Raw genomic sequence first — 14,245 nt, forward strand, 5'->3', positions numbered from 1 at the left:
ACCCAGTGAAGGAATGTGCAAAGCGAACGAGAATAGGCTTGTTATGTGAAGTACCATATTTATAACTCATTGAATTCGTAAATTATAAATATGTCGAATTAATTTAGCTTCGCATTGTCCGCATACTATATATTTAAGCTGTTCAATTACATTTTTCGTAGCAAGATCGATAAATTTTACAGCTCTTTTACGGTTATTACTTATAAAGCTATCTTGTATAGGTTCGCTTTTAAAAACCTTATTTATAACCCAACGCTTGCTTATATTTATTTCATTCGCGCTTATATAATCTTTTACCTCATAATCCCATACCGCTTCAAGAACATCAAAAACTTTTTGCTTAAATTTGTATTCATATGCTAAAATATCATAAATGTACGCATCTTGATTGAAAAAATCCCTATAACCACCGTTGTTTATCTCATCGGCTAAGTTTTTACGGAATCCCGGCTCGTCAGAGTTAGCTCCATCGCTTTTAAGTTGATTTATAAGACGTTCACAAGCTGAGAACATCTCAAACTCATCAACAAGCAGATGAACGATATAACCCAAATATAAATCTTTATCCTCGCCTGCAGTTATATAATATTTTTCAACAAATCCATTAACCCTGTCTTTAAACAACATATTTATTTCCGGGTATCCGTAGCCATATGAATATATGCCATCGCATAAGTGAGAGTGTTTTTTATCTGCTCTTTGGTAATCCTTTTTTGCATGTACTGCATCTGGAGCGATATTTCCACCGAAAAATAACGGGAGGTTTTTTATAACATCACTGCCCAATATGTAGTATATTTTGTCTGCTATTGCAAGATGTATTAATGTACCAGACATGATTGACCTCCTCAAAATACAAATTTAGTTCAATACATACTAAAAACGCTAACGAATGAAAGACTACAGAGCCCTGCTCATATTGATATTTCACATAACGTTTCGGATTGCCGTCGTTCCTTAACCGGACCCTTAAGGAATACCCCATGGCTGCACTTGCGACGGTGAAGGAATGTGCTGCGGACCTGCCCCAGAGCATCACCCGCCGCAGCGAACAGCAATCTTTTGTTATCTGCTGTCCCGTGTCATCAAATCTACTATATCCACATCACCTTTTTTGTTTTTTAATGTTTTATTTTATAAAGAATACAAAATAACTCAACTGAACATTATTCATCATCTTAACTACAAATTGATATTTGTCGTGCTTATGCTTGAAAGGCGCAATGAATAAAATGTTTATTTCTTTTGTAAGCATGATAATTCTTGATCAAACCATGTTTCAATGTCATCTCGTATATCTAAAACAGAATCATCCAACGATATGGTAAGTCCATGGCAACCGCCATCACAATGCCCGATTTCTCTTTTTCTGCCGCAGCCATATCCCTTTGCAATCAGTTCCTGCAAAATTGGAGGAAACGTTTTGATGGTGTCAGTGTATTCGTGCGTCTTTGTCGATTTCACATTGATATGATAGCCGTTGTTGAGGGAAGCGTTAATTCCCCATAAATCTTTCCGTTTATAACAATACTTTATATAGATATGAAACCCTTTTACTTCCACAACGCAGGTAAGTCCTTTATCCAGATAGCGCTGATGCTGTTGCAGAATGAAATCCTGCACATCTGCGGATAAAGGCTTTATCGTATCCTGCACAATGGAAAGCACATCGGTTTCATCCTTTTTCAATACCCTGTAATCGCAGCGCAAAAAAACATCCTGGTTGACGAGGGTGGCATGGTCTATTTCGGCGATTGCCATGACCTTCAGGCCTGTCAGCATAGTGGGGTTATCTGGATATGTAATCTTTATGGTTTTGATGTCTGACAAGTTTTGCTTTTTTTCATTTATATCTATGCCGTCAATGCAAATACCGCAATCCGCCAGAAACCGAAGGCATTCAAGGTTTTTGGCAACAGATAGCTTTCCATTGAATACGGTATTTCCACAGGCGAGGGATTGCGCGTTTTCAACTGGCATGCCATGATAACCTATGTTCATTAGTATGGTGTTTACATTGTGCAGGAACGGATAATACACCGAAAGCGTGGTGCGGTTTTCATATTCATGGGCAACTTTTTTGCTATTATCATAGACATCCCCTTTGGTGTATAAAACATCGTAAAGCCGAACCAAAAAGGCTCTGAACGCCAAAACGCCCTCACGTATGCTCTCTTCAACTGAAACATTTGTATATGCAGGATTGATCGCATATGCTTCGTGCGTTTCGGGCACCATAATTTCCTTCAAATAGCTTGCCACATCCTGAAGCGTTTTTCTCATGTGTTTCACCTCTTGTAATTTACTTTGCCTAATATCTCTAAAACCAATTTGAAAATTCCTGTTTATCTGATTGTATATGAATAATTCATGTGTCACATGATAGAACTTATATGATTTATCTAATTCGTTCTTAATTTGGGATTTTCTATTTCTTTTTTATTTATTTTTATGTTAATAGTCTACATTGCCTTTAGGGATTGCAGATAACGTTTGGCATCTCCAATGTTGCTGAACCGGACATATAAGGAATACCCCATAGCGGTACTGGCACCCGGTGAAGCAATGTGGCGCGCCTACTTCATGCTCCAACTCTACGCTCCCCTGTGGAGATGCATTGTTATCTGCAGTATGGTGACCCCTTGTTCAGAAGTTGACATGGACGTCAACTCCTTAAAAATCTCTCTATTACACTTTTTAAGGATACTGCGACTTAATTATTGATGAAGACTACACCGATTATTTAAACATAATTAATTTATATGGTGAGACACTTTTTTTATAGGCCATATTACTTGAAAGCATTGAACGCATTACCTTGTCAAAAGTCAAAGTATTGTCATCCGTCAGCAAAATAATACCCGAATCCCTTAAAGGATTTCCGAATCGCCCCTCTAATGTGAGCAGGTATAGATAGGGGTGCTTCTCCTGATTTTCTGCACTGGAATCGAATAAATAATAATATCCATCCTTATAAAATAAATCTAAAAAATATGGGCTATCTGCACTTTCTGTGTGAAATTTAACTATTCTAATACTTGCATTTTCTTTGCTAAAGGAAGTTTCTACAAAGCTGTCCCATATATTCTTGTTTGCAACGACTTCTAAATCCTGTGTAGCAAAGTATCCATCAGCCTTTGCATCTTCAATTGTATAATTTGATGGCAAATCAGAGAAGCCTGTATAATTTCCACTTCTATCAAATGAAAAGTTAAGTAAATTATCACTGTTCTTTATTTTATTGCACCCCAAAATCAATAGTACGATGCATAAAAGCACCAAAATCAATGCAATAACCTTTTTCATAAAATAAGTTCCTTCCTCCTTCCTTTCTCATGGAATAAACATAATTCGTATTATGCTACAACTATGAACTAATATAAACCACCAGGGAAACCTCCCTAACAAATCTGGGCAGGACGCCCGGTCAATCCACCATATTGAAGATAACGTTGTCGCATGACCGACATGACTGAACCTTAGATAACTCCTATCTTGGTAAAGGCATGCGTGCTGGCCCTACTCCAGGGCCTGTCCTACCGGCACGAACGGTCATGCTATGTTATGTAACGTGGGAGGCCCCGCCTGTTCAGAGGCCGATAGGACGTCGGCCCCACAAATCCTACAAAGCCATGCTTATCTAATGCACCATTTAAGAATTATACGAGCTAACTTAACATCAAATATTCTTATAATTCTTACCTTATCATATCAATTTGACTTTCATTAGGGTTTGATTTAAATCCCATGCTTCTATACAAATGTAAAGCATTATTATTACATTCATCTGCCATTAAGAAGGCTTTTTTTGCACCATGCCTTAGACCATATGCAAAGGCTTGCCCTATCAACTTTCTTCCAACACCCTTTCCCTGAAATTCTGGTTTAACAGCAATCTCTCTAATCCAAAGTTTTGTCTTGTCTCCACTTCCATAAATATCAACACAAATAACGGCACAATCATAAGTATAATCAGGTGAAGCAGATCCCTTATTTTCAATCCACTGTTTCATCCATTCTTCACTCTGACCTGTAAAACCTCTGCTTTGCCCCCTACAAGAGAGCGTAACTTCAGATGCCTCTTTGTAATTACCATGATGAATATATTTAGGTTCTTCGCAATTAACATATTCCTCTAAATCTTCTGCAAAATAATCATTCCATATAGCATAAATATCAAATCCAATATTTTCAAGAGACTCTACCCAATTTTCAGGTACGAAGGTTATCTGCTCATTATCATTTCTCTTTTGTAATTGTCTTAATAAATCCTCCTTATGATTACACGCCCAATGGTATTCATATCTCTTACTTTCAGGATTATAGCCATAAATAATAATTACTTTAACTCGTTGTGCTAACTGACAAATAAACCAGTCTAGGAATATTATACCAACGCTAAAATATATAGTATCCCTGAAAGAATTAGTGGCTTAATTCTTTTGGATTACTTATCCAAATACTAAATGCTTGATCCTTGAAATATCAATATCTTGGCCTATAAGCCTGTTGATGTAATAACATAAATTGTAGGCCAGAAGCTTGGTTTTTATTCTTGTTTGTAACCCCCAAAAGGATTTCGCAAGTACCTGCTCTATGTTTAGCTGCTGAGTAAGTTGCGAGGCTGTTGTCTCTATACGCCTCCTTAGCTTGAAGATGAGCTGTCTTATCGCTTTGGGAAATTGCACTTTACTGTTGTTCCTTTGAACAGGCAAAAGTTCTATTCCCTTTTCAGATTTTAAATCTGCACTAAGATCAGCTTTAATATACCCTTTGTCTCCAAGCATTGTTATATTGTTGTATGAGTCTACTAAGTCCCACACAGCGGTTCTGTCATCAATATTAGCAGGCGTAATAACAAAATCAGTTACTAATCCATCAAGGGTTGTAAGCATGTGCAGTTTGTAGCCTAAGTAAGTTTCCTTCTTAGACGGGCATTTGCCATAGGTAGCTCCATAACCTTTAAAGGTTTTATGAAATCGGGCCCTACCGAACTTGCATACTGGTATAGGAATGCTATCTATTATTCGATAAGGCTTTTCTGCGAGCTCTGTTAGGGAAGAAAGTTCTTTTCTTATTTCCTCTATAACTGCATGAAGGTTTCTATGGGTTCGATTGAACCTGGATCTATCACAGAGTTTAGGGAAAAGATCTTTCATATTCTTCTTGCAGAAGTTAAACCAAGCGTTTTCAGAGTCGATAGTGAGAAGTTCTCCCACAATACTGATGGTAATTATTTCACTATCACTCAAGATTGAATCTTTGATATTACAGCGTTTTGCAATATGTGTTGGAGTGACTTTTTGGTAAATGTCATCAATTATGACATAGGTGACAGTAATAAAGTCTTTTAAATCTCCTATTTCTTTGATAGAATAAGTTCTATCAAGCTCCAGCATATATGTGACCCCCTATCATTTTTGTTGTTATTAATGATAGGTTACATAATATGTTGGAGTTTTTCATTCGTAGATTTTTGGTAAATCAAAAGCTAGCACAACGAGTTACTTTATTATCATTTATTAATATTTCATAGTCTGCTATTTCTTCATAATCAGTGCATTTTAATGAAGTAAAACAGAATTGCTGCAATATATCTTTAATTTCATGAAATTGTTGTTCTATCATTTTTTCCCTCTATAAAATTTAATAATCTTCTTTTATTATCTGTTGAGCATTATAATACAAATGGGCATTACAGATACTCTATAGACCTGCTTTATCAAATCCGTCGCAGGACGCGACGGTCTTTTGCCTCCCATGTTATATAACGGTTCGTGTCTGCAACGTCCCTGAACCGCACTCTAGAGCTCTACTCCTTGGCGGTGCTCGTCACCCGGTGAAGGGATGTGGTGCGGTCTCACTTCGGAGACTTTCCTTCCGCACCCTTGTGCAGAAACATTGCTAGACATAGTCAGGTGCCCCTCGAAGCCAAAACCAGCAAGGATGATAGCTCCTTAAATTACTTCATTCTAATTTTGCTAATAAATCATTATATGCTTCTAAAGTCCATGAGTGGAAAACTTTCATATCTTCCCTATTTATATACAAATATTTCAAATATGCAAAAGCTCCTCGTTCCAAAGACTTCTCCAAACCATTAGAAATATCTTCAATAAAGAATTGATTATGGGTATTGTCCCATGAAATCTTATCGGCTACAAACAATACCATGTCCAATATTCCAGCATTCCTCTTCAATGTAGGATGACATTCTATAGCGCTTAGAATATCCTTATCTTCTACAGAAAACATTTCCATCGCCATAACTTTAGATATTTTCGCATGTAAAAGGAATGGCGCTATATATTCTTCTGGCAAAATATTTATTCCAAGTTTGTTGCAAGTCGTAATCTTCTCATCATCAGAAAATAGATTCCCTAGATCATGTAAGCAACCAGCTACAAATGCCTTGTGCTCATCGACCCCAAACTTGCATGCAAGTTTTTTAGCTTCATATGCTACTTTTATCGTGTGCTCCGCAATATCTTGATGCCGGTGAAAATTGAATAGTTCCACAACATCTTTCTGAATATCACTAGTAGCTTTAATTCCAGCCATTAAATCTGATAAAACTTGGTTCAATTATATATCCCCTTCACATAATATTTTAAAACTATTCTCAGACATCCCGGACATGGACGCCCGGTAAACTGCACCTGATTTTGTCTAACGTTTTGATATTCCTGACACCGAGACCCTTAGAGCGACGTCTCTTAGGGTCGCAGGTGTGATGCGGTCACACTCCAGAGTCTTTCTTCTGCACCCTTGCAGGAATATTCATGTTATCAGATGTATCGACATATTTTCACTTATTATCTCTCCCATAATATAAAGGGTATGAAATGTTTCTATTAATAATTTATAAGATAATTATAATAGGCTTTCTTTGTAGAACCGTCAAAGCTAAAAATAAATGATTAAGAGCTTTTACTATGATCTTTTTTCCCTATTCCCCTATATTCTTTAGCACATAGAAAGGATAAGTAAATCAAGGAAAAACATATAGAATTTAATAAAAAAGATTTCCAACTAAAAACAAAATCTGCTCCTCCTGTACTACCATAAATAGTAACGCCAAGATTATTATTTATAAAGTGAATCATAGAAATAGTCCATATATTTTCTGTCTTCATATATACAAGCCCAAGAAAAGCAGAATAGCCTACGCATACAATCAATTGATTCAATACAGAATAAAAAGACATTGGGCTATGGTAAAAAATATTTACTGGTAAATGCCATATACCCCATATTAGTCCTAAAAGAATAATACCTCTTCTTTTACCTATCTTTTTTTGAAGTATAGGTTGAAGAAAATATCTCCATCCAAGTTCCTCACCCATATATGGCATAATCCCAACAAAAAATGAAAGAGGTAATAAAAGCATCTTGATTAAAATTACTGGGTTCAAAAAAGGAGTAAAAACATCTTTAGGATTACCACCCAAGATAAGTGCTGTTAAAGTGAATCTAAATATATATAATATAATAAATATAACAATATATAGAATGGATGCCTCCCTGTTTTTTGAGAATTGCAATCCTGAACTACACATTTGTTCATTTCCTTCATCAATGTACATAAAGACCAATAACATACTACCAATAATCATCCAAAAACCCAGATGACTACCTGGATCTTGGTTAAATATAAATATCTGTAATATAAGGTAGAAAACTGATGTAATTGAAAAGAATAAATAAGTTCCAAAGAATTTTATTGGTAGATTTTTACGCCTTTCTCTGCTTGACAATAAAGCTATCATCACACCCATAGCAGGGTAACACATCTGCAATAATACAAAAGAAGTTACTGGATGCTTAGAATATACCAATCCCATGGCAATACCCATGACTATAGTTAGCCCAAAGGTTACGACAAAAAATATAGTTATATCTTTTTTAGAAATACTATAATTAGACATTTTCCCCTCCCAAAATACTAATAACTCATCTTTAATTTTTAAACTATGTATGCTGTCTTTTCAAAAACAAAGCCCCAAAGAACAACCCCGATATCGATATGTCTTATAACGTTCCGTATTTGCGACGTCCCTGAACTGGACCCCAGAGATAGACCTCATGGTGGAGCTTTGCTCCCAGCGAAGGGATGTGGTGCACATTGCCCCATAGACTTGCCCGAGTGAACCCCTGCGCAAATATTTTGTTATAAGAAGTTGACTCATTCAGCTTCGAAGTCATTACCCTAATTTTTTTATTTATAACTATAATGCTAATACACATTATTATCATTAGTAATAGCTAAATTTTTTGTACGGGTATTGCTTGTTTTGCTCCAATTTCTTTCGACGCACCATAATTAAATTGAGGTGCCAAATCCAAAGCAAACCTATACCCATATTGTTTAGGATTATAGGTTCTTATCGCTTTATTTACCTCATCAATAGCAGTCCAAAAGTCACTATCATTTTCAAATGTCTCGCTTTGAAAAAACATCATATCACATTCTTCAAGATCTATTATTTCGCAGTCATCAATCACTTTCCCACTGTAATCATGTGGAATTTCAATTCCTGCTGCACAATAAGTTGTTCCTGCTACAATTAAGTTTTCTGGTAGCTTCATGATAGCTACGTTATCCATTTTGCATTCAATACTATTGAACAACCCCTCCCAATCACATCCTTTTTCTTCACAAAAAGACCAATAATCAACTGCTTTTTTTGCACGCATAAGCATTAATTTTCTTTTTGGTCTTTTAATAATTGTTACTGTACATATTTTTGTTAACTTCTCTTGTTTCATATTGTCATTCTCCTTATTATTAAGATAGGAATAATAATGGCTTATAGGATATTGGACAAAATATTTAATAGGAGGTTTTTTATGTTGATATTTTTTTGGTGTCAAACCAAATTCATTTGAAAATGCTCTGGTAAATCCTTCATGTGTATCATAGCCAAAATCCAAGGCAGTATCTAATACATTTTCTGACTTTTTGAGCAGTACTTTTGCACTCTCTGTCAATTGAATTGCCCTCACATATTCCAAAGGCGTTTTACCTAATAAGTCTCGGAAAATCCGCATAGCATGCCGCTTAGAATATCCAGATTCTTTAACAATATCTTCTAACTGGATAAATTCATTCACATGTGCTTTTATATAGTTTTGCATCCTCTCGACAGCGTATATTTTATCCCAGTTCCCCATTACTTCCCCCAATAATAATTTATCAAACATAGAATTAATTTTCTTGACCTAGAATGACAATATTACAAATATTATATTCTTAATACAATTCATCTGATGCTCTTTTATTCTATCCCCAAAGAATACCCCGACATGAATGAGGCAATTTCTTATAACGTTGTTGCACTCAAGACGTTCCCGAACCAGACCCTATAGGAATCCCCTTGGCGTGCTTACACTGGTGAAGGAATGTGCCTTGGCTTCTCCGAGGGCTTGGCCAAAAATAGCCAGAGCCAACTTGAGTGTTTTGTTAGTGGAAGTTATTTACTTAACACCTTATCAATTATTGAGTCTTGAAATTCTTCACTAAGAATATCCATAAATACTTCATCATACTCATTATTTCCATATATAACTGACTTTCTTCTTCTCCCAATCTCTTTGAATCCACATTTTTGACATACTTTCATAGCTGGTTCATTAAAGGAATAAGTTTCTATCATTATGTTCTTTAGATTAAGAATGTTAAATCCAAAGTCTAACAATAATTTAGTGGCTTCTGTTCCGACACCTTGGTTTCTGTCACTTCGCTCGCCAATAAACATTCCCATAATAGCGTTTCTATTTATAAAATTAATTCTCATCAATCTGCCAATTCCAACGACTTCGTCACCCTCTACCCTTATAATATAGAATGCATATCCTCTGTTGTTATTCATGTTTTCAAGATATCCTCGCTGAGCCTCATATGTAATCATATCGGAAATATCTCCTGTTCTGATAGCCACTTCAATATCATTACTCCATTTGGCAACTTTTTCTGTTTCACTTGTATCTACCGGCGATAAATAGCACTTCTCTCCAATTAGCTTTTTTAAATGACTCATTAACCTCACTCCTCTTTTTTAAATTTGTAAAATAAAAATTTAATTTCCACTAACGTTCAGTCATTAAAGACGTTTTTAAACCTCATTATAAATCCACTCAAATAAAATGTTTAAAAATGTGCGAAGCGAACTTTAATGACATGTTATCCGATGCTTTCCTACTTGGAATGCTTTACTAAATTATACCATATAATGCAGTAGTCAATAATAACTTATATAAAATCCTACAAAATATATGTTTATATTTCAAAAAGTGATATAATATGGACAGGTATTTTGTGGGAGAGCTATATTATATTTTGATTAAATCACCTCATAATTGGGAAATATTATATATATATTTGCATATATAATATTGAGGTGGTATAATATGGACAAGACTAAAAAAATAATAGTTTTATTGAGAAAAAAGGAGGGGAATGTAATGCAATTGCTAGTAAATATATCTAGTTCTAAAAATAAAACATTCCACTTTGCCAATAAATCTAATACCATATTAAACACTCCAAAAGTAATACCTACTAAAGATATTGAATCACTCTTAGAGTTTGGTAAAATACAACCTATTAGAATTACTGCTTCTGATGAACAAGATACTATCGAAAAAGGTGATTATTTTGGAGACTGGTACGAACAAGAACTTAGATCATTGTACTCAAGAAATAGTAAATAGCATACAAGATGATAGAAAGCAAGCTTCACATGGAGAATTCTTTTTTGCCAAGTTTTTACTAAGCAATAATCAAGAAAGAAAGTCTCCTATATTTGTCTTAAGTTCTAAGGATAATGATAACGAAGATGTTATTATATGTAAATGTACTGGGCAACCTGCAAAAACACAATATGATATCCCAGTCCAACTAAAAAAAGCAACATGTGTTAGAACTAATAAAATTTATACAATAAGTCGCAACCAACTCTTATTTAAAATTCCACAAACCGCTGCATCTAAAGAGTATAATAAAATAATTGAAAAATTAAAGCAAGCATTAAATTTATAAATTCACTACCTTATGACCTCCAACTCCAGAGGTCTTTTTTATTTTCCCCTCTCCATCGCCTTTCCCTAGCGCGACATTGAAGTTGAGGGGAATACTAGGGTGGAAAGTGTAGGATAACGGGTTCGCACTCACGACACCACTGAACCGGACCGGCAGAGCCTGTCCTCCTGGCGGAGCTTCGCTCCCGGTGAAGGGGTGTGGTTGCCCTGATTCTGCCCCAAAGCACAGCATCCGGCAACCCAAGGCACGCACGCTTCTTGCTCCCTCCCGCCGTGCCGCAGCGTGAGGGCATTGTTATCTGATGTATGGTGCCCTACAGAGACTTTCCTTATTTCTCCTATACCGTTATCGGTATCCGGAATCTGACATGAGTCGCTTGTGTAAATATTGTCTCCCTTGGGCTTTAATATCTAACAAACTCCGCATAGGAGTTTGAACCTTATTTGAAGAATGCGAAATAACTCAACTATAAGTTAGAATTTAACTACTACTTCTTGCTGGCTTTCTTATTAAGTTTTAATATAATATTTCGCTTCGTTGCCATAGTTTGAAACAGGTTTGCTGCAAGTGTAGCTTTTTCTTTTAGCGTTAGATTATTAGATTCTGCTTCAGTTGTTGCAATTTGTTCCGCTACAGATTCTACATCTTGCAGTTCCAAAAGATTAACAGCTATGCAGAAAAAACTCTTTCGCCGTCCATCGTTGTAGTTTGCCAATAAATGTTTTAATATTTCTATTTTTTCAGCAAGTTCAGATTGGTAGGAGTCTATCCCTATTTTCTTGACTTTCTCAAAATCCTTTAACTGATTGCGATGAGTAATAAAGGAGTCAAATGTATCTATACCATCATATTTTTCACAAGGATATTCATCACACAAATAGCAGTATTCAATTCCGCTACGCTGTTGACTACACCGTGCAATTGCACATGGTTGATTACCGGCTCCACCCCCACAACCAGGACAGTAACTATCCAAGTGCATTGAGCATAGCCCACAAGTTTAAGGCACAAAGCGAAAATAAAGTATAGCACCTTTTGAAATCTTTCATGTATGTACCTCCTCTGCTAATTCCAGCTTATAGGTAAGATTATATAAATAATCTATATAAATAATCTTTAGTTCGTAGTTTTCTACTAATATTGCATAAGAAAAGTACTTCTTTAATAGACAATCTGCACCATATGTCAGATAACGTCTCCGCACTCACGACACCACTGAACCGGACTGGCAGAGACCTTCCCCCTGGCGGAGCTTTGCTCCCGGTGAAGGGGTGTGGTTGCTGCTTAAGTCGAACTTATAGTATTACACATCTCCTGCAACCCAAGGCACGCATGCTCCCTGCCCTGGACTGCCGTGCCGCAGCGTGAGGGCTTTGTTATGTGGAGTATCACGCCCCGCAGAGACACACTACATGAATACGGCATTCTTTCAAATACTCTCAACCATTGCAATTTGATTACTATCTTTCTGCTACAACTATAAGCTTCCACGAGTTCTCTTTATCGTATGGACTCATATCATATCCACCATATATGTTAACCTTTGAAAAACCTGCTTCAGTAAGCAATGACTTATATTTATCATCAAGTATTATCTTGATATGTACACTGTTTGTTTCCATTTTGCTCACTTTGTCACTATGGTAAATGTCGAGTATATTAATGGTCTGAAACCCTTCACTAATGTCACGTGAAAAAACCCTTGAAAAATCTTGGTTATTTACTACAAGATCAAACCGGAATCTATCCTGTAACGTAAGATGTGTGGTTCCCTGGGTCATAATAAGAATACCACCATTATTAAGCCTCTCACGCATTGATTTAAAAGCTGTGAGCAAATCCTCATGAGTATGTAAATGCGCAATAGATTGAGTCATGCACAAAACTGCATCAAACTTCTCAATCCATACTTTTTCAAGATAACGGAAATCTGCTTTCTTTGTTATTATACTGATACCTTCTTGAGACAAATTTTCCTTACAAGCTTTAAGCATGGCTTCTGAAAAATCACTTCCGCATACATCAACGCCAAGTTTTGAAAGCAAATACAGGTGTGGACCTGTACCACAAGCACAATCAAGTGCATTCTTAACTTTATATTTACTGAAAATGCTTAATAAAAAGGCTTTTTCTTCTTCATTTATATCTGTTATTGCGCCAAAGTTATCATAGCTTTGTGCCCAATCAGCATATTCATCTTTATAATTCACTCTGAGCCCTCCTTCATGAAATGAATGATAGTATTCCAAACCCTTTTGCGTGGTATTTCACATAACGTCTCGTGAATTCCCGAAGTCTGGTTACTACATTCATAGCATCTCAGATTTTGGGAATTCACTGTTATGTGCAGTAACGGCAGGGGAGTTCATTCACTCTCCATATGATTATTTGATCTATTTACTATTTTAAATTACTTAACTGTAGAAATTTTATTGATACTAATATTGCAAAAACTATCCACGGGACAAGTGAAGCAAGTGAGAAAATAAGACCGATAGTTCCTACTGTCGAAGGAATCATCATAAGAACTCCTGAAAATAACCCAATTGCAGCAATCTTATTACTATAAATAGAACTCTTAAACATTACACAAGAAATAATAATTAAGGTAATACCATTTAGAACATAATAAATATCAAACGCTGTTCCTCTCCAAGAGGAAAGCATGGTTTGACCTGAAGCAAGGAATATAGTTTTCGCCGTTTCTGAAACGGCATCGTAGTAAAGATTGCTTATGGATAACATTTCAAACGCTTTATTTGATGATAAATACGCTGATATTCCCAGAAGTCCTAGTACAAGTGCAATTATCATTAGACTTTCATTCTTTTCCTTTAGTGAAAAATAGAAAGCAAGGTACATGATTGCTACAATAACATTGTTAATTATGTAGAGTGAATCAAGATGAATTAAACCTAAAATCCAATTCTTATTGAATAATTCGAACCAACTTTCAATGGAATCCGGGAATGGAAAAATTGTAAAAATTGCAATCTGTATTGGAATAATGATAAGCATAATTATTGTTGCATAGCCTGCAATTTTGTAAAGGTATCCCCATTTCTCTGGATTAGCTTCATCAAACAGGCTTCTATTAACCTCATTCATAAGATACAACCTCCCCTAAATCTCTCTTTTACCATTATAAGACCCAGTTATTGCACATAACGTTGTTGCATGACCGACATGCCTGAACCCTAGATA

Annotated in this window: 14 protein-coding genes; 2 read left to right on the plus strand and 12 right to left on the minus strand. The window is 35.8% G+C overall.

Features of this window, described 5'->3' with window-relative positions; translation table 11 throughout:
* Positions 1 to 66 precede the first annotated feature (66 nt).
* The 9 genes from AC4HCY_RS16915 to AC4HCY_RS16955 all read right to left on the minus strand — a co-directional run bounded on the left by AC4HCY_RS16915 (position 67) and on the right by AC4HCY_RS16955 (position 10,040).
* On the minus strand, positions 67 to 837 hold the full coding sequence (locus AC4HCY_RS16915) for a hypothetical protein (RefSeq protein WP_491094698.1): 771 nt from the start codon (positions 835 to 837) through the stop codon (positions 67 to 69).
* A 399-nt stretch (positions 838 to 1,236) separates the two neighbouring features.
* Positions 1,237 to 2,283 carry a hypothetical protein gene (locus tag AC4HCY_RS16920; RefSeq protein WP_491094699.1) on the minus strand — a complete coding sequence of 349 codons (1,047 nt, stop codon included), beginning with the start codon at positions 2,281 to 2,283 and terminating at the stop codon, positions 1,237 to 1,239.
* A gap of 456 nt (positions 2,284 to 2,739) precedes the next feature.
* Positions 2,740 to 3,306, minus strand: coding sequence for a hypothetical protein (locus AC4HCY_RS16925; protein ID WP_491094700.1), 567 nt, complete (start codon positions 3,304 to 3,306; stop codon positions 2,740 to 2,742).
* Between the two features lie 392 nt (positions 3,307 to 3,698).
* A complete protein-coding gene (locus tag AC4HCY_RS16930; protein ID WP_491094701.1) occupies positions 3,699 to 4,013 on the minus strand; it encodes a GNAT family N-acetyltransferase in 315 nt (104 codons plus the stop codon).
* A gap of 438 nt (positions 4,014 to 4,451) precedes the next feature.
* Positions 4,452 to 5,399: an IS982 family transposase gene (locus AC4HCY_RS16935; protein WP_323433793.1), complete on the minus strand. Its 948-nt coding sequence runs from the start codon at positions 5,397 to 5,399 to the stop codon at positions 4,452 to 4,454.
* Positions 5,400 to 5,967: 568 nt separating this feature from the next.
* Positions 5,968 to 6,585, minus strand: a complete 618-nt coding sequence (yqeK, locus tag AC4HCY_RS16940; RefSeq protein WP_491094702.1) for a bis(5'-nucleosyl)-tetraphosphatase (symmetrical) YqeK — start codon at positions 6,583 to 6,585, stop codon at positions 5,968 to 5,970.
* 335 nt (positions 6,586 to 6,920) lie between these two features.
* Entirely contained in the window at positions 6,921 to 7,928 is a 1,008-nt protein-coding gene (locus tag AC4HCY_RS16945) for a CPBP family intramembrane glutamic endopeptidase (RefSeq protein WP_491094703.1), read from the minus strand.
* Positions 7,929 to 8,265: 337 nt separating this feature from the next.
* Positions 8,266 to 9,174 carry a helix-turn-helix transcriptional regulator gene (locus AC4HCY_RS16950; protein ID WP_491094704.1) on the minus strand — a complete coding sequence of 303 codons (909 nt, stop codon included), beginning with the start codon at positions 9,172 to 9,174 and terminating at the stop codon, positions 8,266 to 8,268.
* A 299-nt stretch (positions 9,175 to 9,473) separates the two neighbouring features.
* The gene (locus AC4HCY_RS16955; RefSeq protein WP_491094705.1) at positions 9,474 to 10,040 is read right to left on the minus strand and encodes a GNAT family N-acetyltransferase; all 567 of its coding nucleotides are present in this window, start codon (positions 10,038 to 10,040) and stop codon (positions 9,474 to 9,476) included.
* A 370-nt stretch (positions 10,041 to 10,410) separates the two neighbouring features.
* Between AC4HCY_RS16955 and AC4HCY_RS16960 the strand changes: the two genes are divergently transcribed.
* On the plus strand, positions 10,411 to 10,713 hold the full coding sequence (locus AC4HCY_RS16960) for a hypothetical protein (RefSeq protein ID WP_491094706.1): 303 nt from the start codon (positions 10,411 to 10,413) through the stop codon (positions 10,711 to 10,713).
* A complete protein-coding gene (locus AC4HCY_RS16965; protein ID WP_323433450.1) occupies positions 10,658 to 11,041 on the plus strand; it encodes a hypothetical protein in 384 nt (127 codons plus the stop codon). The genes AC4HCY_RS16960 and AC4HCY_RS16965 overlap by 56 nt, the downstream gene beginning before the upstream one ends.
* Before the next feature lie 487 nt (positions 11,042 to 11,528).
* Here the strand turns inward: AC4HCY_RS16965 and AC4HCY_RS16970 are convergent, their stop codons facing one another.
* The 3 genes from AC4HCY_RS16970 to AC4HCY_RS16980 form a co-directional block, all read right to left on the minus strand.
* Positions 11,529 to 12,023, minus strand: a complete 495-nt coding sequence (locus AC4HCY_RS16970; protein ID WP_491094707.1) for a DUF3795 domain-containing protein — start codon at positions 12,021 to 12,023, stop codon at positions 11,529 to 11,531.
* Between the two features lie 478 nt (positions 12,024 to 12,501).
* On the minus strand, positions 12,502 to 13,251 hold the full coding sequence (locus tag AC4HCY_RS16975) for a class I SAM-dependent methyltransferase (protein ID WP_491094708.1): 750 nt from the start codon (positions 13,249 to 13,251) through the stop codon (positions 12,502 to 12,504).
* A 190-nt stretch (positions 13,252 to 13,441) separates the two neighbouring features.
* Positions 13,442 to 14,149, minus strand: a complete 708-nt coding sequence (locus AC4HCY_RS16980; protein WP_491094709.1) for a DUF4386 family protein — start codon at positions 14,147 to 14,149, stop codon at positions 13,442 to 13,444.
* Positions 14,150 to 14,245: the final 96 nt, after the last annotated feature.

This window comes from Lutispora sp. QWL-02 (assembly GCF_058315355.1).